General features: G+C 70.7%; 24 protein-coding genes and 1 pseudogene. 14 read left to right on the top strand and 11 right to left on the bottom strand.

Translation table 11 applies throughout. The features are described 5' to 3' along the window. A partial coding sequence (locus ACLEQD_RS09440; RefSeq protein WP_410383177.1) for a helix-turn-helix domain-containing protein occupies positions 1-265 on the top strand: 265 nt, incomplete at its 5' end. A 4-nt stretch (positions 266-269) separates the two neighbouring features. Here ACLEQD_RS09440 and ACLEQD_RS09435 read toward each other — a convergent pair. From ACLEQD_RS09435 to ACLEQD_RS09425, 3 genes are all read right to left on the bottom strand, one after another. Then, positions 270-1475, bottom strand: a complete 1206-nt coding sequence (locus ACLEQD_RS09435; RefSeq protein WP_410383176.1) for a hypothetical protein — start codon at positions 1473-1475, stop codon at positions 270-272. A 392-nt stretch (positions 1476-1867) separates the two neighbouring features. Further along, the gene (locus ACLEQD_RS09430; protein WP_410383175.1) at positions 1868-2017 is read right to left on the bottom strand and encodes a hypothetical protein; all 150 of its coding nucleotides are present in this window, start codon (positions 2015-2017) and stop codon (positions 1868-1870) included. 40 nt (positions 2018-2057) lie between these two features. Continuing rightward, positions 2058-3350: an AAA family ATPase gene (locus tag ACLEQD_RS09425; RefSeq protein ID WP_410383174.1), complete on the bottom strand. Its 1293-nt coding sequence runs from the start codon at positions 3348-3350 to the stop codon at positions 2058-2060. A gap of 51 nt (positions 3351-3401) precedes the next feature. Here ACLEQD_RS09425 and ACLEQD_RS09420 point away from each other — a divergent pair, with 51 nt between their 5' ends. From ACLEQD_RS09420 to ACLEQD_RS09390, 7 genes and pseudogenes are all read left to right on the top strand, one after another. Continuing rightward, entirely contained in the window at positions 3402-5000 is a 1599-nt protein-coding gene (locus tag ACLEQD_RS09420) for an AAA family ATPase (protein WP_410383173.1), read from the top strand. Further along, positions 4997-5824, top strand: coding sequence for a hypothetical protein (locus tag ACLEQD_RS09415; protein WP_410383172.1), 828 nt, complete (start codon positions 4997-4999; stop codon positions 5822-5824). Before ACLEQD_RS09420 ends, ACLEQD_RS09415 begins: the two co-directional genes overlap by 4 nt. Further along, complete coding sequence (locus ACLEQD_RS09410; protein ID WP_410383171.1) at positions 5821-7545, top strand: M48 family metalloprotease; 1725 nt, start codon at positions 5821-5823, stop codon at positions 7543-7545. The genes ACLEQD_RS09415 and ACLEQD_RS09410 overlap by 4 nt, the downstream gene beginning before the upstream one ends. Then, positions 7545-8108 (top strand): hypothetical protein, encoded by a 564-nt coding sequence (locus ACLEQD_RS09405; RefSeq protein ID WP_410383170.1) that lies wholly within the window; start codon positions 7545-7547, stop codon positions 8106-8108. Before ACLEQD_RS09410 ends, ACLEQD_RS09405 begins: the two co-directional genes overlap by 1 nt. Positions 8109-8270: 162 nt before the next feature. Next, positions 8271-9422: a coenzyme synthetase gene (locus tag ACLEQD_RS09400; protein ID WP_410383169.1), complete on the top strand. Its 1152-nt coding sequence runs from the start codon at positions 8271-8273 to the stop codon at positions 9420-9422. 87 nt (positions 9423-9509) lie between these two features. Continuing rightward, positions 9510-10519, top strand: a pseudogene (locus ACLEQD_RS09395) (aldo/keto reductase). A gap of 34 nt (positions 10520-10553) precedes the next feature. Beyond that, a complete protein-coding gene (locus tag ACLEQD_RS09390) occupies positions 10554-12698 on the top strand; it encodes an ATP-binding protein (RefSeq protein WP_410383168.1) in 2145 nt (714 codons plus the stop codon). On the opposite strand, the gene ACLEQD_RS09385 is transcribed toward ACLEQD_RS09390, so the two are convergent. Together ACLEQD_RS09385 and ACLEQD_RS09380 are read right to left on the bottom strand one after the other, a co-directional pair. Then, on the bottom strand, positions 12699-13493 hold the full coding sequence (locus ACLEQD_RS09385; RefSeq protein WP_410383167.1) for a radical SAM protein: 795 nt from the start codon (positions 13491-13493) through the stop codon (positions 12699-12701). A gap of 11 nt (positions 13494-13504) precedes the next feature. Beyond that, on the bottom strand, positions 13505-15442 hold the full coding sequence (locus tag ACLEQD_RS09380) for a RecQ family ATP-dependent DNA helicase (protein WP_410383166.1): 1938 nt from the start codon (positions 15440-15442) through the stop codon (positions 13505-13507). 180 nt (positions 15443-15622) lie between these two features. Between ACLEQD_RS09380 and ACLEQD_RS09375 the strand changes: the two genes are divergently transcribed. The 5 genes from ACLEQD_RS09375 to ACLEQD_RS09355 all read left to right on the top strand — a co-directional run bounded on the left by ACLEQD_RS09375 (position 15623) and on the right by ACLEQD_RS09355 (position 21047). After that, a complete protein-coding gene (locus tag ACLEQD_RS09375; RefSeq protein ID WP_410383165.1) occupies positions 15623-17068 on the top strand; it encodes an asparagine synthase-related protein in 1446 nt (481 codons plus the stop codon). Next, a complete protein-coding gene (locus tag ACLEQD_RS09370) occupies positions 17069-18262 on the top strand; it encodes a glycosyltransferase (protein WP_410383164.1) in 1194 nt (397 codons plus the stop codon). A gap of 41 nt (positions 18263-18303) precedes the next feature. Next, positions 18304-19122 (top strand): ROK family protein, encoded by an 819-nt coding sequence (locus ACLEQD_RS09365; RefSeq protein WP_410383163.1) that lies wholly within the window; start codon positions 18304-18306, stop codon positions 19120-19122. Between the two features lie 107 nt (positions 19123-19229). Next, positions 19230-20120, top strand: coding sequence for a S1C family serine protease (locus ACLEQD_RS09360; RefSeq protein ID WP_410383162.1), 891 nt, complete (start codon positions 19230-19232; stop codon positions 20118-20120). Positions 20121-20132: 12 nt separating this feature from the next. Continuing rightward, positions 20133-21047, top strand: a complete 915-nt coding sequence (locus ACLEQD_RS09355) for a S1C family serine protease (RefSeq protein ID WP_410383161.1) — start codon at positions 20133-20135, stop codon at positions 21045-21047. 15 nt (positions 21048-21062) lie between these two features. On the opposite strand, the gene ACLEQD_RS09350 is transcribed toward ACLEQD_RS09355, so the two are convergent. After that, a complete protein-coding gene (locus ACLEQD_RS09350; RefSeq protein WP_410383160.1) occupies positions 21063-21677 on the bottom strand; it encodes a DUF6992 family protein in 615 nt (204 codons plus the stop codon). 100 nt (positions 21678-21777) lie between these two features. Continuing rightward, positions 21778-22014, bottom strand: a complete 237-nt coding sequence (locus ACLEQD_RS09345; RefSeq protein WP_120526126.1) for a hypothetical protein — start codon at positions 22012-22014, stop codon at positions 21778-21780. 158 nt (positions 22015-22172) lie between these two features. On the opposite strand from ACLEQD_RS09345, the gene ACLEQD_RS09340 reads away from it, so the two are divergent. Next, a complete protein-coding gene (locus ACLEQD_RS09340) occupies positions 22173-23162 on the top strand; it encodes an oxygenase MpaB family protein (RefSeq protein WP_410383159.1) in 990 nt (329 codons plus the stop codon). Here the strand turns inward: ACLEQD_RS09340 and ACLEQD_RS09335 are convergent. The 4 genes from ACLEQD_RS09335 to ACLEQD_RS09320 all read right to left on the bottom strand — a co-directional run. Then, positions 23138-23884 (bottom strand): nucleotidyl transferase AbiEii/AbiGii toxin family protein, encoded by a 747-nt coding sequence (locus ACLEQD_RS09335; RefSeq protein ID WP_410383158.1) that lies wholly within the window; start codon positions 23882-23884, stop codon positions 23138-23140. The two genes, ACLEQD_RS09340 and ACLEQD_RS09335, sit on opposite strands and share 25 nt — an antisense overlap. A 10-nt stretch (positions 23885-23894) precedes the next feature. After that, the gene (locus tag ACLEQD_RS09330) at positions 23895-24539 is read right to left on the bottom strand and encodes a hypothetical protein (RefSeq protein WP_410383157.1); all 645 of its coding nucleotides are present in this window, start codon (positions 24537-24539) and stop codon (positions 23895-23897) included. 80 nt (positions 24540-24619) lie between these two features. Next, positions 24620-25207 (bottom strand): redoxin domain-containing protein, encoded by a 588-nt coding sequence (locus tag ACLEQD_RS09325; RefSeq protein ID WP_171421702.1) that lies wholly within the window; start codon positions 25205-25207, stop codon positions 24620-24622. A 55-nt stretch (positions 25208-25262) separates the two neighbouring features. Further along, the coding region (locus ACLEQD_RS09320) for a thioredoxin family protein (protein WP_410383155.1) at positions 25263-25726 on the bottom strand (464 nt) is incomplete at its 5' end.

The following is a 25726-nucleotide window of genomic DNA, read 5'->3' as shown; positions in this document are numbered from 1 at the left end:
CGAGCCGGGCCTGGCCCAGGTGCGCGCCGCGCCCCGGAGCACGGCACCGACGGGAGCGCCGGGGCCGGACACGCTGACGCCGCGCGAGCGCGAGGTGCTGGGATTGCTGGCGGAGGGCCTGTCGAACAAGGCCATCGCGGACCGGCTGGACATCAGCGAGCACACCGCCAAGTTCCACGTCAACGCGGTGCTGGCCAAGCTGGGCGTGCAGCGCCGCACGGAAGCGGTGGTCCGCGCGGCGCGGATGGGATTGGTGACGCTCTAGCCGCTCAGGGTGTGACGAGGGCTCCCAGGTGCGCCCATTCATTGTCCAGGGAGGCCTTCAGCCAGTCTCGATGGAGTGAGGGAAGGGGCCACCCATCGAGATGAATCTGATTGGACGCGACAACCATCGCCCGGCCCCTGGCGAGGTCCGCGGCCACCTGCGCGCGCTTCGCCTCGAAGTCTGGCAGCAACCCGGCGGCCTGCTCCATCTGGCGCAGGCCCGTCAGTCGTTCCACCAAGGTGTTTCCTTCAGCGATGCGTTCACCCAGGGTCCACAGGGCGCGGCCCAACCGGATCCGCTCCTTCTCTGGCAGCTCCGTCGTGGCTTTCACCCGCTTGAACAGGACCATGGGGCCCACCAGCGCCAACTCGCCTACCGCGGCCATGAACGCGCCGTCGACAGGCGCCTCGATTCCCGCCACCTTCATGCGTCGCTCCGCAGCCGCGTACAGCCGGGCAAAGGAGGTGGTCCGGTACCTGGGCAGGGCGGCGATCCGCTCCAGGGCCTGAAGCTCCTCCTTCGTGAGCGGTGCCTCCTGTGACGTGTCCTCCAGCAGCATGAGCAATGGCAGTTGCGAATCCCGGGACTCGGCGGCGAGCGGGGCCAGCCGTTCCCGCAGCGAGGCCTGGATCTGCCGCCGCGCTGTTTCATCCATGGCTTCGCTGTGGAAGGTCTCGAGGGTCGCGCGCAGCAGGTCGGGATCCGCCACCTCGGACAGGTGACGCGCGATCCACCGCTGCTGCTCCTGCGATGGCCCGACCATCAACGCGGCGAGGAGCCGTGTGTCCGGAGCCTGTGTGCCATCCCACACCGCACGGATGGCCTCGGGTCCCCAGCCCGGAGTTCCCTCTGGCAGGAGCGGAGCCTCCCTGAAGTCCGGACGACCGGCTTCGATCCATGCGGCGATGAAGGCCTCGCGCCATCCACCCGCCGGATTCGCCCGGCGCAGCTGAACGAGTGCTTCGAGAACACGGCCTTCCGCCTGCTCGGGGGCCACCTCGCGCAACCGGGCCACTGTCTGGGCCGCCGGGTCCAGGGCGCCTTGCTCCAATTGCAGACAGGCCTGGACCATCAACGCCCCGGGTGCCTTCGGCGCGGCCTTCAAGGCCGAGGCGATCTCCCGTCGCGCCTCGGACAGCGCCCCCTTCCGCGCCTGGCTCGCGGACTCGCGGATCCGGTCCGCGACGGTCCTCTGGGGAGCTTCGTCCACGGAGGGAACAGGCGTTGCTCCGGTAAGGAGCACTCCCAGGGCCAGCAGGGACAGGGACCGCCGAGGAGAAATCATCCGCGCAGTCTACGCCTTCTTCCTTCTGCCTCCGGAAGGAGACTTCCGCCTTCGAGTGGCAGGTGACACCTCCACACGAGCGCGGTCCATCTGGTTGCTGCCCGCGGACCACCGTCTGCCTTCGCGCAACTCCCAAGCACGTACCGCACGAGCCACCAGGGGAGCCTTGTCCTCCAGGTAGTCGATCGTCACACGCCGCTGCTCGTACTCCTTCAGCCACTGCCTCCGATACCGGACCACCCGCTCATCATGGTCCAGCCCCAGCAGGCGGAGTGTCTCGGCGGCCCGCTTCCGCAGTCGAGGCGGGCAGCGTTCTGTCACCTGGAGTTGAAGCGATGGAAGGAGGAGCGCGAACCAATCATCATCGCGGTGTACGCACATCGCTCGAGGAAGGCCTGCGCGAGTTGAGCATTGCAGCGCCTCCAGTACGCGGGCGGGCGGCCGGGGACCTTCGCGTTGCGGCGCAACCACAGACGTCCAGGCTTTCTCACCCGGGAGTCGAAGTCCTCAGGCTCTCTTCCGGGAACGCACCGGATCACGTCCGCCTCCTCCATCGCGAGCGACGATCCACCGGGGCCAGAAGGGGTCTTGCTCCGGGAGCAGGCGCCGCAGTTCGGCGTCGATCTCCTTCAAGGTTCCCACGCCCTCGCGCTCGCCTCGCATGTAGGCCTCGGCGGCCTCCACCGCACGTTCAGCCTCCAAGGCACGAGCCTGAGCCAATCCCATGACAGGAGACGTGAGCCAGTCGTTCGCATCTCCCTGCTTCGCCCAGGGAAGCTGCCGCAGGCTCACCTGTCCCTTGTCGAGCTGGAAGAGGAAGAGGGCATCCTGCTCCTCGTCGAAGAATGGCTCCAGCGAGGCCAGGACCAGGGGGGAGTGGGTCGTCAGGAGCGTCTGGACAGAGGTCTCGCGCGCGAGGCCCTCAATGACCTGGATGAGCGACCCCACGATGCGACGCTGCCACAGCGGATGAAGATGGGTCTCCACCTCGTCCACCAACAGGATGAACCGCGGATCGCGAGGCCTCCCGAGGAAGTCCGAGGCCTGGGTGTGCTCGTGCCACGCCCAGACGATGAGGTAGGCCAGCCCGAGGACGCGCCGCATTCCCGCGGAGGCATGCACCACCGGGATGGTGCCGTACGGCATGTCGATGGTCGGGTAGTTCTGGACGTCTTCCACGGCCAGCCGCGTGGGCCTTCCAGGGCGGATCGGCTCATCCCTGGGAGAGAGCTGCTCCAGCGCGCGCTTCAGCATCTGGAACGGGGAGTGCGCCGAGCCATCGTCCTGCAACTGCCAGGTCAACCAGTCCCGGACGAGCCCATTACAGACTGTCTTCCCCTCGTACTTCAGTCCCTCCCACAGGTCCTGGGGAGAAAAGTGGAAGGCATCGGGTCTGCGCGGCAGGTCCGGGTCCGAGCGGGACGTCTTGTGCCAGTAGTTCCGCGCTGGATCCCACACGGAGAAGCTTCCATCGACGCGAGCATAGACGGTCAGGCCCGGCATGCTTGGGCGCCCTTCGGGCCAGGGCCATTGCTGCCGTTCCGGATCGAAACGGCTCGTCTTGTTCGACGCCCGCTGCGTCTTGCCCGTCAGGGTCCAGTCAATCTGACGCCGCTTCGCGCCACGATGGGGCCACGCGGGCAGGCCAGGCCAGGTCCCCGTCAGGCTCCACCACGCCACATCCAGCAGGAAGCTCTTGCCCAACCCGTTGTCGCCCGTGAGGACGTTCAACCGGGGTGCGAACTCGACGTCCAGGCGAGGCGCGGGGCCGACCCCCTGAAGGTGAAGCTCTCGGAGCATGCCCCGACACTTAGCGCATCCCGTCCATACCGCCCACTTTCGGAAGCCTGGATGGAGGGCCAGCTCACACCCGCCCCTGCCCCCGCGCTGCTACACTCCCGCGCCTCCATGGCCAACCAGGATTGGGTCTCGCGCCTGCTCACCGGGCGTGCGTCGGCGGACAAGGGCCTCAGCGTCCACCTCTCCGAACGCGACGGCGGCAGCCTCCACGACAAGATGCGGCAGGCGTATTGGTGGATCACCAACAACGCCGTCATCTGCCCCTACTACGACATCGAGTTCGGCGGCACCGCCGCCCTCAAGAACACCGCGGGCGACGAGGTCCACCTGCCGGAGGACATGAGCTACAGCTCCTTCGTCCTCATCCCGCTGCTCACCCTGTTCACCTGCCGCCGCGCCCTGCTCGTCGGCGGTCCGGGCCGCGGCAAGACGACGTCCGCCATCCTCATGGCGCTGCTCTCCGGCATGGGCCGCGAGGACGTGCACCGGGGCATCCAGCGCGGCCACCCGCAGCTGTCCATCGCGGACCTGCTCGGCGCGCCCCTGCCCTCCGACATGCTCAAGGCGGAGGACCTGTCCGCCGTGAAGGTCAGCTGGCGCAAGTGGATTGGCCAGCGCGTGAAGATCATCGACGAGTACAACCGCATCCCCACCAAGACGCAGTCCGCCCTGCTGTCGCTCTTGGGCGAGGGCTACGCGGAGATGATGGACCAGTACGTCTACACCGGCCGCTCGTCCTGGTTCCTCACCGCCAACGACGACCAGGGCGGCGGCACCTTCCAGGTCATCGAGGCGCTCAAGGACCGCCTGGACGTCGTCGTGCGCGCCGTGCCCTTCAACTCCGGCTTCGTGGACACGCTGCTCCAGCGCATCGAGTCCGACAAGTCCCCGGAGGAGCTGCTCCCCAAGGACATCGTCTTCACCCCCGGCGAGCTGGAGAAGGCCTACAACGCCATCCTCGCCGTGGAGGTGCCCAGGGGCGCCCTGGAGCGCGTGGCCTTCTTCCTGGGCCAGCTGGACTTCTGCCGCATGGCGTCCCCGCGCTTCGAGTTCAAGCACAAGGACACGCTCAAGCTCGCAGGCCAGACCGTGTCCGCCGTGTGCAACGAGCAGTGCCCCCTGGACAAGAAGGTGCACCTCTGCACGCAGACGGAGAACGGCACCAGCGTGCGCGCGTACCAGACCATCCTCCACTTCGCGAAGGCGCTCGCGTTCTTCCGCGGCCACCGCGCGGTGGAGCTGGAGGACTTCCGGCAGATCATCCCCTGGGTGCTGCACGACAAGCTCACCCCCAACGCGCGCAGCCCCTTCTTCGAAGCCAAGGGCAACAAGCTGCTGCTCCAGGACCGCGTGGCGTGGATCCGCAACATGTTCGACATGGCCATGGCCCGCTACGGCACGCACGCGCCCGTGCGCCAGAAGGTCGTCGCGCTGCGCGCGGAGCTGGACCTGGGCCTGGCCGGCGTGGACCTGCGCACCACGGAGCGGCGCCTGTCCGCCGTCACCGCGCTGATGAATGACCTGATGACCCGCCAGGAGCTGTCCGGCCCGGTGTACGAGGACCTCATCCACTTGAAGTCCCTCTACAGCCGCTACCGCAACTACGCGACGTGGCTGAAGGAGAACCCGGGCGGTCAGGGGCAGCCATGAGCACGTTCGTCGAAGACCTGGAGAAGGAGGCCCGCGGCCGGTTCGTGCGCTGGGACCCCGCGCTGTGGAGCGCGTTCCTCAACGGCCCCGGGGCCCGCATGGGCCGGGGGCTCGCGAGCGGTGACGCCTCGGCCGGCGAGGAGGTCCTGCGAAACTACCTGCGCCTGGGCGCCGAGGGCATCGGCCTGGGCTACCTGTACCCGCTGTCCGCCGGGCGGGTGAACTTCTTCACGCTCGCGTGGTCGGAGCTGCTGCCGCGCCTGTTGCCGGAGCTGAAGCAGGCGGAGCAGGCCCCGGCGCTCGCGCGCATGTGGAACCTCGGCGAGAACCTGGAGTCCGCGCCGCCCTGGGTGCAGCGGCTGTTCTGCCGCCTGGGCTCGAGCCTGTCCTCGCTGGAGGACCTGGAGGGCCACCTGCACACCATCGCCAACGAGGCCATGGAGCCGCCCTCCCAGACGCTGGGCGACACCTCCACCGCGCAGTGGGTGGACCTGTCGCAGGAGGACGCGCGCTTCATGCCCGGGGAGCTGCACTTCCTGGCGCCCGCCGTCGTCTGCGTGCACGACCGGCACCGCGCCACCGCCGCGGGCGGACGCGACGCGGCCACGCAGGGCGTGTGGCTGGTGAAGAAGCCCATGCTGCTGGGGCCCATGGGCTGCAACGAGCGGCTGGAGCCCTCCACGGGCAAGCCCTCCAAGGCGCTCACCTCGCTGGCGCAGCGCGACCCTCGCGCGGGGGACTGGTACAGCACCCAGCACAACGAATGGCGCGCGGTGGCCACGATGCACACGTCCCAGTGGCTGGCGGTCATCCTGCCGGCATGAGCGCGGGCGCGGCCTTCACCCCGGAGGAGGTGGAGCGGTGCTGGCGCGACGCGCTGGCGCTGTGGGACGTGCACGTGCACCTGAGCGCGCCCGAACCGCACCAGTCCTTCCAGCAGCGTGGCGAGGCCGCGGTGGACGAACCGCTCGCGTACATCGACCTGGTGCGCCGGCAGGTGTTCGTCCACTTCGACCTGCTCATCCGCATGGGCGCGCGTGACAGCCTCACCGCCGTGCTGGCCCACGAGATTGGCCACCACGTGCGCTTCCCGCACACGCTGGGCTGGGCCGCGGAGCTGCGCGTGCTGGAGCAGCGCCTCATCCCCGGCCTGGGCCAGTCCCTCACCAACCTGTTCTTCGACCTCCAGGTGAACGAGTTCGTGGGGCGCACCCACGCGGAAGCGCTGTGCGAGGTGTACCGGGGCTTCCTGCGCACGCCCGACGGGCGGAAGAAGAGCAAGCCCAAGACGAAGAAGGACCAGGACAAGAAGGACGCGGACCCGGGAGGCACGTCGCCGCTGTTCTGCTTCTACCTGGCCATCTACGAGGAGCTGTGGCGCAAGGAGCCCGGGCACCTGGTGCCCGAGGCCATGCTGGCGCGGCTGGAGGAGGCCTACCCGGGCTTCCGCGCGCAGGCGCGCATGTTCGTGCAGACGTTCTACGCGCTGGCCGACGGGCGGCTGCAGTTCCTCTACTTCTGCGCCAGCTTCATCCGCTTCATCGGCCTGCCCTCGGAGGTGAGCTTCTTCATCCCGCTGGGCGGCGACCTCGCCACGCCGGACGAAGGGGACCTGGACGCGGCGGTGCAGTCCGGCGGCCGGTGGGAGGACGCGCTGAACGAGGCCCGCGCGAACGGCTGGCTGGACGACTCGCACGACACGAAGGAGTCGGAGCCGCTGGACACCATCCGCCGCGCGACGGCGCACCTGCCCGGCACCGACGGCGGCAGGCTGCGGCGCGCGCTGGTGGCCCGGTACTACCGGCGGCTCGTGGACCAGCACATCCTCAAGCTGCCCGCCTCGCCCGCGAAGCCGGAGCCCTACCTGCGCACGATTCCGGAGGCGTGGGAGTACGGCGACGACCCGTCCACCATCGACTGGACGCTCACGGTGCTTGCGCAGGGCCCGCTGGCCGCGGTGAACCCGCTGCGCCGCGAGCTGGAGGCGGACCTGCCGCCCCCGTCGGACCTGGGCGTGCCCGCGCTGGAAATCTACCTGGACACCAGCGGCTCCATGCCCAACCCGGAGCAGCAGCTCAACGCGATGACGCTGGCCGCGCAGGTGCTGTCGGCCTCCGCGCTGCGCAAGGGCGCCACGGTGCGCGGCATCATCTACTCCGCGGACAACCCCATCGTGTCCCCGTGGATGTACGACGAGGAGACGGCGCGCGACTTCTTCCTGCAATACATCGGCGGGGGGACGTGGTTCCCGGTGGAGGTGATGGAGGCGCTGTCCCAGGAGCGGCCGGACGTGCTGCGCGTCGTCATCTCCGACAGCGACTTCCTGGCGAACCTGCGGCAGGAGGGCGCGCTGCCGCGGCTGATGCGCGGGATGGGCCGGTCGCGCCGGGTGGTGGCCTTCCTCGCGCTGCCGGACGAGGCCCAGGCCCGGCAGGTGCTGGCGCCGGTGCTGGGCAGCCCGCGCTTCCGGCTGGCGACGGTGCAATGGATGTCTGACTTTGGCCGTGCCGCCGCGGCGCTGGCCGATGCCCTGTTGGAGAAATGATGGCGGTCTCGATTCCCCACCTCCGTGAGCAGCTGGCGGCCACCCCCATCGTGTCGCCGTACCCGCACGACCTGGCGGTGGCCATCGTCTGCGACACCTTCCGCATGGCCAGCCAGCGGCCCCCGTCGCAGGCCGAGTGGGCGAAGCTGGAGCAGCGCGTGAAGAACCCGCTGTTCCGCGAGCAGGTGGGCATGCTCGCGCACGTGCTGATGTCCTCGGACCTGCGCAAGAAGACGGTGCTCTACCTCACGCCGGACCGCACCCCGCAGGCGCGCCTCCAGCAGTTCTTCGAGGAGGTGCATCCCCTCACCGCGGAGATGGTGCGCTCCAACGCCTTCCGCCAGGAGGAGTTCCTGCGCAAGTGGGTGGCCGCCCTGCGCGCGGACATCGAGGGCGAGACGGAGGCCGAGTCCAGGCGCCGCCTCAAGGACCTGGACTACCGCCAGGCCGTGACGGACCTGCGCAAGGTGGAGGAGGCGCGCAAGAAGGAGGCGGACCGGCGCAAGGAGCTGCTCCAGGAGGCCGCGCGCAAGGACGCCGAGGCCCGGGGCTGGCGCGAGTGACGCTCGGGGTCGCGCCCAGGGCACGCATCCGCCGCGACAGCCACACGCAGCGCCCGCACCTGCCGTGGGCGCTGGACGTGGCGGCGGGGCTCGCGCGGCACGCGGCCACGGGGGACGAAGCCGCCGCCCGCGCGGAGCTGGAGGCGCGACTGCCGGCCTTGCGTGAGGCGCCTCCTGGGTTCGCCCTACTACGTGCGCGTGCTGCGCGAGTCCGGCCTGCACCCGGGCGACCTGCGGCGGCTGGAGGACCTGCGGCACTTCCCCGCGTTGGATCGCGCCACGCTCGCGCGCCACTGGGAGGACGTGCCCACGCTGCCCGCCGCGTCCGACGAGTGCGTGGTGGTGAAGAGCTCCGGCACCACCGGGGACCCGGTGAACGTGCTGCGCGACCGGCGCGACTGCCTGCTCATGTGGGCCGTGCTGCGCTTCTTCACCGGACGCGCCAACACCGTGCCCCCGCCGCGTCCCCGCGTGGTGTTGCTGGACGCGCTGCCGGGCGGACTGGAGTACTCCGTGCGCCTGCCGCTGTTCCACGACGGCGCCCTGCACCGCGTCTCCGTGCTGCGCGACGACGCGGTGGCGCGCCTGCGGCGGGTGGGGGCCGCGGTCATCTTCTCCGACCCGGAGGGGCTGCGCTGGCTGCTCGCGCACCCGGAGGTGCCCTCCCCCGGGCTGGTGCTCACCTCCGCGCAGCACCTGCCGCACGCGCTGCGCGACGCCTGGAGCCAGGAGCGCGGCGTGCCGGTCCTCAACTACTACGCCGCCACGGAGACGGGGCCGCTCGCGTGGGAGTGCCTGGAGGACGCGAACCGGGGCCGCTTCCACGTGCTCACGCCGGACGTCTGGCTGGAGCCGGACGGGGACGACGTGGTGGTGACGCGGCTGCGGCCCAGCGTGCTGCCGCTCTTGCGCTACCGGCCCGGGGACACGGGCACCGTGCGGCGCGACGCGTGCGCCTGCGGCTTCCACGGCTGGACGCTGACGGGCTTCGGGGGACGCGGGGCCTGCGCGTTCCACACGCCCGACGGACGCGCGGTGGACGCGTGGTCCCTGGCGTGGGTGTTCAAGCACCACCCCCTGCGCGCCTTCCGCCTCACCCAGGTGACGCGCGAGCGCTTCACGCTGGAGCTGTCGGGCGCGCCCCCGGACAGCGTGGCCTCGCTGTGCGAGCGGCTCGCCGCGGCGCTGCGCAACCTGGGCTGGGCCGCGCCGGTGGTGGAGGCGGCGCGGGGGATGCAGGCGCACGGCGAGGGGGGACCGTCGCCGGTCGCCAAGCCGCTCCCCTTCCGTTGCGAGCTGGCGCTTCCAGGGTGAGCCAGGCCCTCGCACTGCCGTTTGCCCTGGATTCCCACGCCTTGCATGAGGATTCTCCCAGGTGCGTCGCACCCGCACGGAGGACACATGGAGACTCGGAAGCTGGGCAGGCAGGGCCTCACGGTTTCGGCGCTGGGCCTGGGCTGCATGGGCATGTCGGAGTTCTACGCGGGCCGCGATGACGCGGAGTCGGAGGCCACGCTGCTCCACGCCCTGGAGCGGGGCATCACCTTCTTCGACACGGCGGATGCCTACGGCCCCGGCCGCAACGAGGAGCTGGTGGGCCGCGTGCTGGGCCCCACCGCCAGCGCATCGTCCTGGCCACCAAGTTCGGGCTCGTGCGCGACCCCGCGAACCCCCAGGCGCGCGGCGTCAACGGCCGGCCGGAGTACGTGAAGCAGGCGTGCGACGCGAGCCTGAAGCGCCTGGGCATGGACGTCATCGACCTGTACTACCTGCACCGCGTGGATCCGCAGACGCCCATCGAGGACACCGTGGGCGCCATGGCCGAGCTGGTGAAGGCCGGCAAGGTGCGCTTCCTGGGGCTGTCGGAGGTGAACTCGGAGACGCTGCGCCGCGCGTGCGCCGTGCACCCCATCACCGCGCTCCAGTCGGAGTACTCGCTGTGGAGCCGCGACCCGGAGGACGGCGTCCTCCAGACGTGCCGCGAGCTGGGCGTGGGCTTCGTGCCCTACAGCCCGCTGGGCCGCGGCTTCCTCACCGGCCAGTTCAAGCGCATCGACGACCTGCCGGAGGACGACTACCGCCGCCACTCGCCCCGCTTCCAGGGGGAGAACTTCCAGCGCAACCTCGAGCTGGTGGAGCACATCGACCGGCTCGCGAAGCAGAAGGGGTGCACGCCCGCGCAGCTCGCGCTCGCCTGGGTGCTGGCGCGTGGGCAGGACCTGGTCCCCATCCCCGGCACCAAGCGCCGCAAGTACCTGGACGACAACCTGGGCGCCCTGGACGTGAAGCTCACGGAGAAGGACCTGGCGGACATCGAGGCCATCGCGCCGCCGGGCGTGGCCGCGGGCGAGCGCTACCCCACCACCATGCAGGGCCTCCTCCAGAGCAACACCCCCCGGGAGGCACGCTGAGCGCCGCCCCGAGGCCAGGCAGCCCCCCGAGCCCATGACCGTCCCTGTCCCTTCCCCCCCGGAGCAGCCACCGGCGCCCCGGCCATCGCTCGCGCCTCCGGCGCCTCCAGGCGGGGCCCGGAAGGAGGAGGGCTCCGCCCTGCTGCGCTACGGGCTGGCGGTGGCGAGCGTCCTGGCGGGCCTCCTCGTCCAGCGGGCGCTGTGGCCCTTCATGGTCAGCAGCTCGTTCCTCGCCTTCTTCGCGGCGGTGATGTTCGCCAGCTGGCGCGGAGGCTGGGGGCCGGGGCTGCTGGCCACCGGGCTGTCGCTCCTCACGGTGCACTATTTCTTCCTGGAGCCCCTGGGCGCGTGGGACCTGGCGCCAGGCAAGCTGGTCTCGCTGGGCCTCTTCCTGGCGCTGTCGCTGTTCGTGACGACCCTCAACGTGCGTTTGCGCCAGGCCAACGCGGAGCGCGCGGACCTGCTGGAGCGTGAGCGCGCGGCCCGCGCCGCCGCCGAGTACGAGCGCGCGCGGCTGCGGGAGCTGTTCATGTTGGCGCCCGCGCACCTGGTCATCTTCCGCGGCCCCCAGCACGTCTTCGAGCTGTCCAACCCCCTCAACACCGCGATGCTGGGCAACCCGGAGCGCCTCCTGGGCCTGCCCGCGCGCGAGGTGGGCCCGAAGGAGGAGGCCGAGCGCGTGGGCCAGATGCTCGACCACGTCTACACGACGGGCGAGCCCTTCATGGCCCAGGAGGTGCCCCTCAAGCTGCCGCAGCCGGACGGCTCCATCCGCGAGTACATCTTCAACGTCACGTACACGCCCACGCACGACGTCCGGGGGCAGGTGGACGGCGTCGCCGGCTTCGCCTTCGACGTGACGGACCTGGTGCGCGCCCGTGCGCGCGCGGAGCGGCTGGCGCGCGAGCTGTCGCACAACGAGGAGCACCTGCGCCTGCTGGCGGGGGCCAGCTCCTTCCTGGCCACGTCGCTGGACTCCAAGGCCACGCTGAGCAACGTGGTGCGCCTGGCGGTGCCCACCGTGGCGGACTGGTGCATCGTCGACATGACGACGGGGGACGGCGGCCTCCAGCGGCAGGAGGTCGCGCACGCGCCCGGCGAGCCCGCGGAGCTGCGGGAGCCGCTGTGGACCCCGGCCCCCTACGAGGCCATCGCGCCCGAGCTGGGGGGCGCCATGCCGCTGCTGCTCCGGGGCCAGCCCTTCTTCATCCAGGACGTCACCGAGGAGGGCTTGCGGCAGCTGACGAGCGACCCCGGGCGGCTGGAGGTGTTCCGCAAGCTGCGCCTGCGCTCCCTCGTGCTGGTGCCCATGGTGGCCGGGGAGCGGCCGCTGGGCATCCTCAGCTTCGGCACCACCTGGCGGTCCGGCCGCGGCTACACGGCCGCGGACATCCCCTTCCTCCAGGAGCTGGCCAACCGGGCCGCGCTGTCCATGGAGAACGCGCGGCTGTACCACGAGGCGCGCGAAGCGGTGCGCCTGCGCGACGAGTTCCTGTCCATCGCGAGCCACGAGCTGAAGACGCCGCTCACGCCGCTCAACCTCAAGCTCCAGGCGCTGCGGCGCGAGCTGGACCGCACCCCGGGCCCGGTGCGGCGCGAGCTGGTGGAGAACTACCTGGACGTCGGCTCGCGGCAGCTGAAGAAGCTGGCGGAGCTGGTGAACGACCTGCTGGACGTGTCGCGCATCGCGGCCGGGCGGATGTCCCTGGAGCCCACGCCGGTGGACCTGGTGGAGCTGGTGCGCGACGTGGTGGCCGCCTACGAGGGCCCCGCCGCGCGCTCCGGCTCCACGCTCCAATTGGAGTGCGCGGACGCCGTGACGCCGGGCCTGTGGGACCGGCCGCGCCTGGAGCAGGTGGTGGTGAACCTGGTGGACAACGCCATCAAGTACGGCCAGGGGCGCCCCATCCACGTCCGCCTGGAGACGCGCGAAGGCAGGGCGGTGCTGACGGTGCGGGACCAGGGCATCGGCATCGCGGAGGACTCGCTGCCGCGCCTCTTCGGCCGCTTCGAGCGCGCGGTGAGCGGGCGGAACTACGGCGGCCTGGGGCTGGGCCTCTACATCACCCGCACGCTGGTGCAGGCCATGGGCGGCACGGTGCGCGTGGAGAGCCGCCTGGGCCAGGGCTCCGTCTTCACCGTGGAGCTGCCCCTGCACGCGGAGGCCCCCGCGGCGTGATCAAGAAGCGGCGCGGGCGCGAGGCAGCTGCGCGTGCGGCTCCCACGGGCCGCTGGAGCCCAGGCAGTGGCGGCAGGTGGCCAGCGGGGTGTCGCGTTCCAGGTAGGCCAGGAGGCGCGTGAGCAGGTCCGGGTCGTCGAGCGGCACGCCGTCGCCTTCCGCGAGCGCGGGCAGGTGCGGGTGCGCCGCGGCGAGGACGGTGGCGACGTGGGGCGGCCGGGTGCAGGTGTAGAAGCGGCCCCGGTGGACCAGGTGGCAGCGTTGCTTGAGCCAGCACTTCGCGAAGACGTCGTGCACCTGCGCGTCGGACGCGAGCGGTGCGTCCGGGGTGATGCGCTGGAAGCGGTCGATGGCCTTCACGGTGAGGTGGACGCCGTGCTGGTCGCAGCGCTCGGTGATGCGGGCGATGGAGCGTTCGGGCAGGGGCGCGGACGTGTAGAACGACAGGGTCATCCGGTCGAGCCGTTCGTACACGGCGTCCGGAGCGCTCTGGGCGAGGAAGCCGTTGGTGGTGACGGACACCTGTTCGGCGATCCCGGAGGCGCGCACCTCGTCCAGCACGGCGGGCAGGTCCGGGTGGAGGAAGGGCTCACCGCCGGTGAGCTTGAAGACGTTGGGCTTGAGCACGCGGGAGAGCCGGCGCAGGTCTTCACCCAGCGCCTGGGGAGACACGGCCCACGCGGGCAGGTGCGGCGACAGCGGGCAGCACTGCACGCAGCGCAGGTTGCAGTGCGTGGTGACGTGCGTCTCCAGGGACCAGGTGAGGACGCGGCTGTCGTGAAGCTCGTAGCGCACGGCGCGGGAGTCTAGCGGCTCGGCCGGGCTTCACAGAACGCCAGGACCTGGGTGAACGGATACTCGGTCAGGGTGCCGAAGAGCTTGTGCCCCGTGAGCTTCGCCTTGGAGAGCGCGGGGCTGCTCAGGCCGCAGAGGAAGCGGGTCGCCTGCCTCGGGTGTCCCAGCGCCTCCGGATGCTTCGCGACGAGCGTCTGGAACGTGGCCGCGTCCAGTTGCTCGCGCAGGTCCGGCCGGGGATGCGGCGGCGGCAGCACTCGCGCCACGCCCGTGCGGCAGAAGGTGCAGTGGCCGCACGGGGCTTCGCGCTGCTCGCCGAAGTGGGCCACCAGCGCGTTGCTCTGGCAGCCGTCGTGCGTGACCAGCCGGAGCACGTCGCGCACCCGCGACACCTCCTGGACCTCGCGCTTCTGGAAGCGCTCCTGCAACAGGGCCACGAGCGCCTTCGTGTCCTCGTGCTCGCGCAGCCGCGTGTAGCGCTGGCGCGGTTCGGCCACCTGCACCTCGGCCCAGCCCTGCTCCTGGAAGTAGTCGAGCGCCTTCACCACCCGGTCTCGCGGCTGCTCCAACGCCTTCGCCACTTCAGCGACGTCGAACGTGTACCAGGTGCGGCCCTTCTTCGCGTGCGCGAACAGGTCCTTCACGAAGCGCGCGCGCTCCCCCTGGAACCTGCCGATGAGCGCTTCCACCGTCCCCGCCGGCTGCACCTTGTAGCCCGCGTAGAACGGCGTGCCCTGGCGCAGCACGCCCTCCAGCTCCAGGTACGTCAGCGCCGTGCGCAGCACCAGGGGCCGCAGGTCATGACGGTTGCCCAGCGCGTACAGGTCCAGGTGCAGCTCCGGGCCCGAGGACAGCAGCTCCTTCACCAGCGCGCTCAGCGCCTCCGGCAGCGGCGTGTCCCCGAGCGCGAAGTTCTCCAGCGTGGGCACGTCGTCCGGGCACGCGAGCAGCTCCACCACGGAGGGCTTGCCGTCGCGGCCCGCGCGGCCGATCTCCTGGCTGTAGCTCTCCAGGCCCTTGGGCAGGTTGTAGTGATACACGGCGCGCACGTCCGCCTTGTCGATGCCCATCCCGAACGCGATGGTCGCCACGACGATGTCCTTCGCGGAGTGGGTCCACGCCTCCTGTACCCGCTCGCGCTCCTCGGACTCGAGGCCCGCGTGGTAGGCGCTCGCGGGCAGTCCCTCCGCGCTCAGGAGCGCAGCCACGCGCTCCGCGGTCTTCTGCAGCGTCACGTAGACGATGGTGGAGCCGGGCGGGCGCGACTTGAGCCGCTCCACCAGCAGGGCGTCGCGCACCTCCGGGCCGGTGGGCGTGGTCTCCAGCGTGAGGTTGTTCCGGTAGAAGCCGGTGACGACCGCGTGCGACTCCGGGATGCCGAAGCCCTCGCAGATGTCGTGCACCACCTGCGGCGTGGCGGTGGCGGTGAGCGCCAGGATGCGCTCGGCCTGGAGCGTGCGCGCCGCCTGCGCGAGCTTGAGGTAGTCCGGCCGGAAGTTGTGGCCCCACTCGGAGACGCAGTGCGCTTCGTCCACCGCGAAGAGGGAGATTTGGAGCTCGCTCAGCAGCCCCATGAAGCGCTCGTTGTTGAAGCGCTCCGGGGCCACGTAGAGGAGCTTGAGGGTCCCGTCGCGCAGGGACTCCGTCACCTCGCGCGACTCCTCCAACGACAGGGATGAGTCCAGCCGCGCGGCGCGGATGCCCCGCCGCTCCAATGCGTCGATCTGATCCTTCATCAACGCGATGAGCGGTGACACCACCACCGTGAGCCCGTCGAGGAGCAGCGCGGGGAGCTGGTAGCACAGCGACTTGCCGCCGCCCGTGGGGAACACCGCGAGCGCGGAGCCCTGGGGCTGGAGCAGCGCCGTGAGGACCTCACGCTGTCCCGGCCGGAAGGCCTCCAAGCCAAAGCGCTCCCGCAACACGACCTCCACCGCGTCCGCCTGCATGTCCCGCCCTTCCCTGTTCGTGTGAAGCGAAGTGTCTCCTCGGGAGGATAGCCCACCGTCTCCGAGCTTCCCCCTGATACGACCGGAGGCAGCCTCTATGATGTCGCCCGCATGCCGACCCGGCCTCCCAGAGCGTCACCCCAGGGAAGGACTCCCACGCGCGGCCTGGCTCCTCGGGCGGTGAGCGACCTGCTGTTCCACGCCCGCACGTCCAACGCGGAGCTGCGGCCAGAGGCGGAGCCCCTCCACGTAGCGCTGCCGCGAGTTCTCCGTGAAGCGGTGGCACGCGATGAGGAAGGGCTCGCGGCGCGGCTGCTGGCCGCCTGGTCCGACACCGTGCGGGCGCATGTCGAAGCAGGCACGCATGAGGTGAGCCTGAGCGGCGGCGTGGACAGCGCGGCCCTGTGCGCGATGGCGGCCCGGCATGCTCCGGGGAAGGTGCGCGCGTGGACCATGGACGTGCACTTCGCGGACGCGGTGGAGCGAAGCAACGCGCGGCGGATGGCGAAGGTGACGGGCGCGGAGCTGGTGGACGTGCTCATCCCGGACGCCGTGCTCCCGGACCTGTTCGAGCACGCCGTCCTCGCCAACCAGACCGTCATCCTCAACGCCCGCGCCGTGGCGAGCGACGTGTTCTATCTGGAGGCCCGGCGGCAGGGCGCGGGCCCCGTCCTCCTGAGCGGCGCGGGAGCGGATGAAGTGCTCCAAGGCACCCCCGGCGCGCTGGCTGCCGCGAAGGCTCGCGTGGACGAGGACCGGGCCCTGGCCGCGCAGGTCTTGAGGCACGAGGCCCTGGTGGCTGTGGACAACTTGCGGGCGCCGCTCCGAGCCGGCTCGCGCGATCATGAAGAGGCCCCCGGAGCGACACGGGGGGCTGTGGACAACTCGGGGAGGCCCCTGGAGGGGGCGCCGCGTGGCGATCAGGAATCAAAGCCATCCACGGGGCGTGCTCCCTCTGGAGATGGCGGTTCCGATCAAGCGGCGGGTCCTCATGATGACTTCACCCCTGTGGACAACTTGAGGGCTGTTTCCGAGGGCATGAACAGCGATCACGCCCCACGCGCCACCCCTGTGGACAACCTGGGGACCGTGCTCGCCGCGCTGCCCGCGCCGTGGGATCTGCCGGCGGCGGATGCGCTCCCCACCGAGGAGCTGCGCTACGCGAAGTGGGTGCTGTCCGAGCTCATCCTCCCGCCCGAGCTGCGGGGCGCCCGGGCGCACGGGCTCACGGTCCGCACGCCCTACCTGGATGAAGGCTTCGCGCGGGTGGCCCTGGCCCTGCCGGAGTCCGTGCTGACGCGGGACGGGTTCGGCAAGTGGCTGTTCCGGCACGCGGTGCGCTCCCTGGTTCCAGAGGAGGTCCGCCTCGCGCGCAAGACGCCCCGGTACGGGCACACCGCCCTGTCCAGCCCGGTGCGCGCGCGCTGGCTGGAGCTGTATCGCGCGTGGCTCGCTCCCGCGAGGCTGGAGCCCCTCCAGGTCATCGACTCGCGAGCGGTGCTGGGCTTGCTGGAGCGCTACGTCCGCCTGCCGCCCGACGACGCGCAGGCCGGACCGATGGATCGGTTGTTGATGCGCCTCGTGTCCCTGGCCATGCTCCAAGCCCACACCGAGGCGCCTCCCTGAATGTCCCGAGTCCTCATCGCCACCTCGCCCGAGAAGGGCCACCTCAACCCGATGGTCGGCGTGGCCCAGTGGCTGCGCCGCCTGGGGCACACCGTCGGCTGGCTGTGCATCCCCGAACCCGCGCCGCAGCTCGAGTCCCTGGGCGTGGAGGTGCTGCGCCTGCCGCACGTCGAAGCCGCGCCGCCGGGAATCGAGACGGGAGGCGAGGCGCTGGCGAAGCTGGTGCTCGATGACGTGGCGCTGGGGAAGTGGATCCGGGGCCTGTTGCTGGACGCGGCGCCCGCGCTCCTGGAGCCCGTGCGCGAGGTGGTGCGCGCCTTCCGTCCCGACGTGATGGCCCTGGACGGGATGCAGTACGCGGCGGTGCTCGCGGCGCACACGGAGGGCATCCCGTGGGCGGGCGTGTCCTCCGCGCTGACGCTGCTGGAGCCGCGGCCGGAGATTCCCCTGCTGCGCAACGTGCGAGCACTCAAGGACGACCGTCAGGCCCTGTTCCGCCGTCACGGCTTCGATGCGCGCTTCCGCACCTGCGAGTGCCTGTCGCCCCGGCTCAACGTCATCTTCGCCACCGAGGCCTTCCTGGGTCCGGACGCGGGAGTGCCCCCGGACACGCTGCTCGTGGGCCCGTCCATTCCGCCCGAGCCCCGGGGCGACGAGGTGCCCTTCCCCTGGGAGCGCCTGGGCGGCAAGCCGGTGCTGTACGTGTCCTTCGGCAGTCAGATTTCGTATCAGCCGGAGCTGTTCCGCCTCATCGCGGAGGCCGCGAAGCCCTTCAACGTGACGCTGGTGTTGTGCGCGGGCGAGCTGGCGGACACGGACTTCCCGGGCACGCTGCCCGGTGACGTGGTGGCGGTCCGCTACACGCCGCAGCGTCAGCTGCTGGAGCGAGCGGCGGCGTTCATCTCCCACGGCGGCGCGAACTCCGTGATGGAGGCGATGACGGCGGGCGTGCCGATGCTGCTGTTGCCCGTGTGCAACGACCAGCCCGTGCAGGCGCACTTCCTGGAGAAGGCCGGAGCGGGACTCGCGAGAGACCCGCGGACCCTCACGGTGGAGTCGTGCCGGGAGGCCATCGCGCAATTGCTTGCACCGACGTCATCCCTGCGCGACCGCGTGGCGGAGATCTCCCGCTCCTACCGCGCGCACGACGGCGCGAGGACCGCCGCCGAACGCATCGCCGGGCTCGTGGCGTGAGTCCCCCGAGGTGGAGTCCTCGCAGGCACCACCCCGAGGGCGTGACCCCGCTGGAGGTGTGGAACCTGCCTGTGTTCGGGCGGGAGCTGTGGGAGTTGCTGGGCTCGCCGTGGGTGGAGGACGACCGGCGAGCGGGGGTGCCCGGAGCGACGCTCGCGGCGCGCGTGATGCCCGCGCTGGCGGAGGCGCTCTTCCTGCTGGTGAAGCAGCACGCGCCGGACGCGGCGTACCTGAGTGGAGGGCTGGCGGAGCTGGACGGCTTTCCCGCCGCGTTGAGGGAGGCCACGGCGTCGCTGTCCTGCCCGGTGCACATCGCGTTGTCACCGCGCTTCGCCCCCGTGCGCGCGGGGCTGCGCATGCTGGAAGCCACGGGCGCGCGAAGTCCGCTCTGCGTGGACGTGGGCCAGACGAGCATCAAGGTCGCGCGTCCCGGCGCCACGCGCGTCTTCGAGCGGGACCTCTCCACGCTGCCCCCGCTGTTCATCGGTCAGCCGCGGCCCGCGGACGGCCATCACCTCCGGGACACGGTGGCGTTCATCTCGGGAGCGCTGCGGACGTTCCTCGCGGAGGACGCCCGCGTGCCTCCGGACGCGCTGTGTCTGGCATTGCCGTGTCCGCTGGATGAGGACCTGATGCCCGGAGGTTGCACCTACGGCTTCGAGGGCACGGCCTCCCTGGTCCCGGACATCCTCGCCCACGCGGGCCTGCCGGACACGGGAGGCCCGGTGTTCGTGCTCAACGACGCGGAGCTGGCGGCCGAATCCGCGCGGCGGGCGCCCCAGGTGAAGGGACACCGCGTGCTGTGCCTGTCCCTGGGCTTCGGCCCGGGTGGCGCCCTGCTCGAAAAACCAGGGTCCTGACCGGAGGGAGAGGCGTCCTGCCCGAACGGGTAGGTCCCCGTCCTGCCCGGTCCGCCGATGTGGCGCGATTTCGAGCCCTTTAGTTTCAGGCTCGAAAGGAACACGCCATGTCCACCAACACCCTCCAGTCCCTCTCGCAGTCCATCTCCACCGTCGTCGAGCGCATCGCTCCCTCCCTCGTCCGCGTCGAGGCCCGCCGTCGCCGGGGCGCGAGCGGCGTCGTCTGGGATGCCGACGGCCACATCCTCACCACCAGCCACGCCGTCGAACACGAGGGCTCCATCCAGGTGGGCCTCGCGGACGGCCGCTCGGTGTCCGCCGAGCTCGTCGGCCGCGACCCGAGCACCGACCTCGCGCTCCTCAAGGCCGACGTCACCGGACTGACCGCGCTCGCCCCCGCGCCGCTCGATGACGTGAAGGTGGGCAACATCGTGCTGGCGCTCGGCCGGCCGGGACGCACGGCGCGGGCCACGCTGGGCATCGTCAGCGCGTTCGGCGGGGACTGGCGCACGCACGCGGGCGGCCAGGTGGACCGCTACCTGGAGACCGACGCGGACCTGCCGCCGGGCTTCTCCGGCGGCGCGCTGGTGGACGCGCAGGGCCGCTTCCTGGGCATCCCCACGGCGGCCTTCTCGCGCACCGCCGCGGTCATCCTCCCCGGCGGCACGCTGACGCGCGTGGCGAACTCGCTGCGCGAGCACGGCGGCATCCGCCGCGGCTACCTGGGCGTGGGCGCCTACCCGGTGCGCCTGCCGCGTGAAATCGACGGCACGAAGGCGGGCCTCATCCTGCTCTCCGTGGATCCGGACGGCCCCGCGCAGAAGGCCGGGCTGTTGCTGGGCGACGTGCTGGTGAGCCTGGGCGGCCAGTCGCTGCACGGCGTGGAGGACCTGCTGGGCTACCTGGGCGACGAGAAGGTGGGCGCGTCCATCCAGGCGAAGGTGTTGCGCGCGGGCGAGCTGCGCGAGGTGCCCATCACCGTGGGCAAGCGTTCTTGAAAGGAGCCGGCCATGAAACTGTTGCAGCAGCTGTCGGATGACCTGGAAGGACTCGTGGCCGGCGCGGCCCCGGCGGTGGTCGGCGTGGAGCACGCACGAGGCCACGGCACCGGCCTGTTCCTCACGCCGGACGGCTACGTGCTCACCAACCGGCACGTGGTGATGCGCACGCCCAGGCGCCTCACCGTGCAGCTCCACAACGGCGAGGAGCGCCGGGCCACGCTGGTGGGCGCGGATGCTCCCACCGACCTCGCGGTGGTGCGCGCGGAAGGAGACGGTTTTCCCACGCTGCCGCTCGCGGATCCGGAGACGGTGCGCGTGGGGCAGCTGGTGATGGCCATTGGCAATCCCTTCCGCCTGGAGCAGTCAGTGTCGCTGGGCGTGGTGAGCGCCATCAACCGCTCCATCACGCTGCCCGACGGCGTCATCCTGGAGGGGATGCTCCAGACGGACGCGGCCATCAACCCGGGCAACTCCGGCGGGCCGTTGCTGGACACGCGAGGGCGCGTGGTGGGGCTCAACACGCTGGTGCTGCCCTTCGCGCAGGGCATCGGCTTCGCGGTGAGCGCCACGACGGCGGCCTGGGTCGCCAGCCTGCTCATCCAGCGCGGCCGGGTGGACCGGAAGTTCCTGGGCATCGCCGCCACGGCGGTGAACCTGGAGCCCGCGCTCGCGAAGGACACCGGCCAGCCGCGAGCGGTGCGCGTGCTGAAGGTGCAGGAGGGCACGCCCGCGGATGACGCCGGGCTCCAGCCGGACGACCTGCTGCTCGGCATCAACAGCCGGCCAGTCAGCAGCGTGGACGACCTCCAGCGGCTGATGGCGCTCGCCATCGAGGAGGAGGTGCACCTGGACGTGCTGCGCAAGGGCCGCCGCAAGGACGTCTCCGCGCGGGCCCGCCACCGCCGCGAGCCTGTGGCGGCCTGAGCCCTCCGGGGAAGCTCACGGCCACGTCAGCATCAAGCCCACGCCATCCGGCGCGGGCACCAGCCGGGCCGTGAGCTCGCCGTTCAGCTTCGCGTTGAGGAACGTCAGCACGCCGTCGAACACGAGCAGGAACGCGCCCTGCACGAGCACGCTCTTGCCCCATCCCCTCAAGCGCTCCGAGTCCTTGCGCAGCCCGCGCTCCCACAACCACCCGCCGAAGGCGATGTAGCCCACGTCCAGGCCCGCGTTGAGGAGCAGCACCTTCTCCATCCGCTGCCCTTCGGACAGGCTGCGCGCCAGGTCCCACGTGGCCGGATCCGCCGTGGCCTGCCCGTGATAGCCGAGCCCCGCGATGACGAGGTTCACCACGTTCCAGGCCGCGTTCGCCTGGAAGAAGGCCCGCGTCTCGCCCTCGCTCGCGAAGTGCCCCGCGACGCCCGTGCCGATGTTCAGCACCGCCCAGCCGAACAGGATGCCCATGGCGGTCTGGTTCACGCGCACCGCTTCCGCGTTGTGCTCCGCGAGCCACGCCTTCGCGTCCGGCGCAGGCGCCTCCTGCGCCACCCCTGGCATCGCGAGGAACAACAACACCAGGACGCAGCAGGAACGCACGAGGCGGGCGGAGGCCATGGCGGCACTCTAAGCCTCCAGGCCTCCCTGCTGGACACCTCCCGCCCGGCGCGATTGTCCAAACCTGTCCGACTGTAGGACAGGTTCGTGCGGCACCGCGCTACCGGTCGCCGTCGTCGCTGAGCGGCGGCGCCTCCCTCGCGGGCTCCGTGCCCTTCTGCGCGCCGTAGCCGCCAATGCCCTTCTGGAGGATGCGGTCCTCGCCCACGTCTTCGTCCGTCACGTCACCCCGCTCGGTGCCGGGACGCTGGTGTCTGGCTTCCCGCTCCAGTTCCTCCGCGCTTTGGGTGTCCGTGCGCTCGGGCCCTTTCACCGGCGGCCCCTTGTTGCTGGCCATGGTCGCGTCTCCTGTCTGGATGTCCTGCCCTCCAGGACAAGGTCCGGCGCGCCCCCGCCCCCGACAAGGTCACGCCGCCCACCGGGCCCTCGGGGGCACGGCGTGCGTCGCGGGTCGGGCTAGCATCACCCGTCCGCCCTTTTCCGGAGCCTCCCGCCATGACCGACCCGGCGCCCCACGCCCGTCCCCCGCAGGACGCAGTCCCCGCGGGGTGTCCCGTCACGGCCGGAGGGAAGCAGCCCGGCCCCCATGTGCCCGGCCCCGTCTACCGCAAGCCCTTCTGGCGGGCGCGCCTGCCCGAGGTGGGCCGGGAGATCGCCTCCCTGGACGCACGGCGCGACTGCCAGCGCATCGTGCACCTGCTGACCAACTACGAGTTCCCGTTCGACATCGTGCGGTCCACGGAGATCGCCCTCTTCCACACCTACGGCAGCCGCTCCGTCTCCCGCCTGCTGGACCGCACCGGCGAGTTCCGCAAGCACGGCCAGAAGCGCTACGACGACACACGGCTGCTCATCGCGCGGTTCATGCAGTGCGGCTGGGACGTGGAGGCCGGACGCCAGTCGCTGGAGCAGATGAATCACATCCACTCCTTCTTCCGCATCCCGAACGAGGACTTCCTCTTCGTGCTGTGGACGTTCATCGACTTTCCCATCCAGTGGATGCGGGACTACGGCTGGCGTCCCTTCACCGCGCACGAGCGCGAGGCCTGGTTCCATTACTGGTGTAAAATCGGCCGCCGCATGGGGCTGAAGGACATCCCGGAGGACAAGGCCGCCTACGACGCCTTCATCCGCGACTACGAGGCCCGCGAGTTCGTCCCCAACGAAGCCAGCCACCGCGTGGCGCAGTCCACCGTGGACATCCTGGCCGGCTGGGTGCCGCGTCCGCTGCGCCCGCTGGTCTCCCCCATCAGCCTCAGCCTGGTGCCCCCGCGCCTGCTGCCCGCCATCCAGTTCGAGTCCCCACCCGCCTGGGTCGGCGGCCTGGTCCGGGGCGCCCTCAAGCTGCGCAAGCACGTCAAACGCCACGTCTCACTGGAGCGCTATCCCTCCATCCTGGAGACCACGCTCAACCGCACCTACCCGGGCAACGCCTACCGCATCGAAGGCCTGGGCCCGGACTACGCCCACCGCGAACCGGAATGAAACCGGGTGAGCCAGGCACAGAGGGTGGCCACGGCTTCATCCAGCGTCTGACGTGGCCCCCAGAACATCGGGGCAATCGCCTCGAAGGCGGCCTGGAGGGCCACAGCACCTTCACCCTTCGGGAGGAGGTCCCGCGTGTCACCGGCAGGGAGCGCGGCGATCTGCTTCCGCCGAATCATCTCCGTGGCCAACGCACGGACGTCGGGGTAGTCCGCAAGGGGCGGTAGCGCATCCTCGGCGGCGATGATCCGCGCCGCGTCCTCGTAGTGACGCACGAAGGTGGCGGGCTCCAACTGTTCCTTCTGGAGCCGCCGCTGGATGGCATCCACCTTCTCCAACAGCGTGACCATGGGATGGACGCACCGCACGGCCCTGGGGCGGTTGTCCCGGAAGTCAGCCAACTGCCGCTGGGCCTCCAACTCCTCGTGAACGAATGACGTCATGTCGCGCCGGACAAAGGGCGTCACCCGCGCATTGCCGACCTCCAGGAGGACGAAGGGGCGCAGGATTCCGACCAGGCCTCCCAGATGCTGCGCGGGATACAGGATGCGCACGTTGGCGGATCGCCAGTACCGGTCCGCCCCATCGACATCGAGTTCTACCCGCGCCCCAGGAACCTGGATGCGTTCGGCCAGGGCCTCGAAGTACGCCCGGCGGGCGTAGTAGTCCTTCTCGGTGAGGCCCAGGGACAACCGCCGCTTGTCCGCGACGATTCGCAGCAACTGTTCAAACTCAGGATCGTCGTGGACGAAGTTCATGCAGGGCAGCGCGGATCGCGTCGTGAATCAACGCACGCGTGCTCTGCCTACCAAACCGGTCAGACATCTCCCCCAGCCGCCGGGAGTCGAACGCACGTCGACCCAGCGCGCGCGTCAATGCATGCGCCAGCTTCGTCGGTGAGACACCGGCACTCCCGGCATTCTCGAAGAGATCCACCACGAACCATTCCGGCGTCGGGGGCTGCGGGAAGGCGACACGCCGCAGTTCGAAGGCCCTGCCCCCCAACTCGAAGCGACCCGAGCGCTTCGTGTTGTAGACGAGCACCGAAGCGAAGACCGCGGTGGACCCCAGGCCGAGCGCGTTCCATCGCTCAGGGCCCGTGAAGACGAAGGGGCTGCCCTCCAGGAACGCCTTCATGATGGCTTCATCGGACGGGGCCACCACGCCGAAGCGTCCCCGCTTCGGACAGGCATAGAGCCCGTGCGCCAGGGGAACCAACACGCCCTCGCCCACCAATCGCCGGGCCAATCTGGGTGCATTCGCCCCCCACGTGGCCAACTCCTTCGTCCGATAGACGCGGCCCGGCTCGAGGATTGGATGGACGGCGGCAGGCATGGTGGTACGAAATTTCCCGAAAAATAAATACAACGTCAACATCGCCACCGCGAACCGGAATGAAGAAGGCCCGTGTCCCTTGGCGGGGACACGGGCCTTGGAACCTCACGACGTGAGGCGGCTCAGCTCTTGTACTTCACGGAGCAGCCGTAGGGCTCGGAGGTCGCGGTGGGGACCTGCTTGCCGTTGAGCAGCGCGTCCACCGCCGTCTGCACGTAGTTCACCTTGGTGGCTTCCTTGCCGCGCGGGTCGTTGTCGATGGCGCCCGCGTAGCGGACCACGCCCTGCGCGTCGATGACGTACATGTGCGGCGTCGTCTTCGCCGCGTAGCTCTTGCCCACCTTGCCGTCCGTGTCGATGAGCACCGGCTGGCTGAGGCCCTCCTTCTTCTTCCACTCCGCGGCGCTCTTCGCGTCGTGCGTGGAGGACGAGTCCACCGTCAGCCACACCACCTTCTTCGCGTCGAAGCCCTTCTGCGTGTTCTGCATCGTCTTGGCCTCGTAGTGCCGCTTCACGAACGGGCACTCCGGGTTCGTCCACTCGAGCACCACCACCTTGCCCTTGTACTCGGACAGCGAGTGGGCCTTGCCCGCCTCGTCCTTCAGCGTGAACGCCGGAGCGGGCTTGCCCACCTCCGCGGTGTCAGCGGCGAAGACGGGGGCGGACACGAACGCCGCGGTGAGAGCGAGTGCCTTGAAGACCTGCTTCATGACGGGACCTCCAGTGAATTGAACGCTGCGCACGAACGAACGACACAATCCCGGCTCAAGGCCGGGCACACACCACCGAGCCACCCTTCAACGGCGACCCACACTCCGCCGCGCGCCGCACCGCCTGGATGACGCTGTCCGCGGTGAGCAGCTCGTTGAGCACCTCCGGCGCGTCCGGCGCGCCCGGGCTCAGCACCAGGTACATGGGCACGCCCGCGCGGCCATGCTCCGCCAGCTTCGTGGTGATGCGCGCGTCCCGCCGCGTCCAGTCCGCCACGAAGAAGGCCACGTTGTGCTTCAGGAACGCCTGCCGCACGTCGTCGCGCGACAGCACGGTGCGCTCGTTGAACTTGCACGTGAGGCACCAGTCCGCCGTGAAGTCCACGAACACCGGCTGCCCCGCCGCCAGCGCCGCCGTCACCGCCGCCTCGTCCCACGGCTGCGAACCGCCATGCGACGACGCCACCGCGCCGCGCGTCTCCAGCGACGCCTGCGCCTCCTCGAAGCGCAGCGCCACCG

Origin of the sequence: Corallococcus sp. 4LFB (genome assembly GCF_046520365.1) — a bacterium.
GTDB classification, from domain to species: Bacteria; Myxococcota; Myxococcia; order Myxococcales; family Myxococcaceae; genus Corallococcus; species Corallococcus caeni.
The sequence above is the reverse complement of the archived record's forward strand: the minus strand, read 5'-3'. Positions and strand labels throughout refer to the sequence as shown.

Coding starts and splice junctions, on each gene's coding strand:
- ACLEQD_RS09405 (WP_410383170.1), top strand. CDS start 7,545: ATGGCGGTCTCGATTCCCCACCTCCGTGAGCAGCTGGCGGCCACCCCC.
- ACLEQD_RS09330 (WP_410383157.1), bottom strand. CDS start 24,539: ATGTTGACGTTGTATTTATTTTTCGGGAAATTTCGTACCACCATGCCT.
- ACLEQD_RS09390 (WP_410383168.1), top strand. CDS start 10,554: ATGACCGTCCCTGTCCCTTCCCCCCCGGAGCAGCCACCGGCGCCCCGG.
- ACLEQD_RS09360 (WP_410383162.1), top strand. CDS start 19,230: ATGTCCACCAACACCCTCCAGTCCCTCTCGCAGTCCATCTCCACCGTC.
- ACLEQD_RS09420 (WP_410383173.1), top strand. CDS start 3,402: ATGGAGGGCCAGCTCACACCCGCCCCTGCCCCCGCGCTGCTACACTCC.
- ACLEQD_RS09340 (WP_410383159.1), top strand. CDS start 22,173: ATGACCGACCCGGCGCCCCACGCCCGTCCCCCGCAGGACGCAGTCCCC.
- ACLEQD_RS09415 (WP_410383172.1), top strand. CDS start 4,997: ATGAGCACGTTCGTCGAAGACCTGGAGAAGGAGGCCCGCGGCCGGTTC.
- ACLEQD_RS09350 (WP_410383160.1), bottom strand. CDS start 21,677: ATGGCCTCCGCCCGCCTCGTGCGTTCCTGCTGCGTCCTGGTGTTGTTG.
- ACLEQD_RS09325 (WP_171421702.1), bottom strand. CDS start 25,207: ATGAAGCAGGTCTTCAAGGCACTCGCTCTCACCGCGGCGTTCGTGTCC.
- ACLEQD_RS09380 (WP_410383166.1), bottom strand. CDS start 15,442: ATGCAGGCGGACGCGGTGGAGGTCGTGTTGCGGGAGCGCTTTGGCTTG.
- ACLEQD_RS09355 (WP_410383161.1), top strand. CDS start 20,133: ATGAAACTGTTGCAGCAGCTGTCGGATGACCTGGAAGGACTCGTGGCC.
- ACLEQD_RS09410 (WP_410383171.1), top strand. CDS start 5,821: ATGAGCGCGGGCGCGGCCTTCACCCCGGAGGAGGTGGAGCGGTGCTGG.
- ACLEQD_RS09370 (WP_410383164.1), top strand. CDS start 17,069: ATGTCCCGAGTCCTCATCGCCACCTCGCCCGAGAAGGGCCACCTCAAC.
- ACLEQD_RS09425 (WP_410383174.1), bottom strand. CDS start 3,350: ATGCTCCGAGAGCTTCACCTTCAGGGGGTCGGCCCCGCGCCTCGCCTG.
- ACLEQD_RS09345 (WP_120526126.1), bottom strand. CDS start 22,014: ATGGCCAGCAACAAGGGGCCGCCGGTGAAAGGGCCCGAGCGCACGGAC.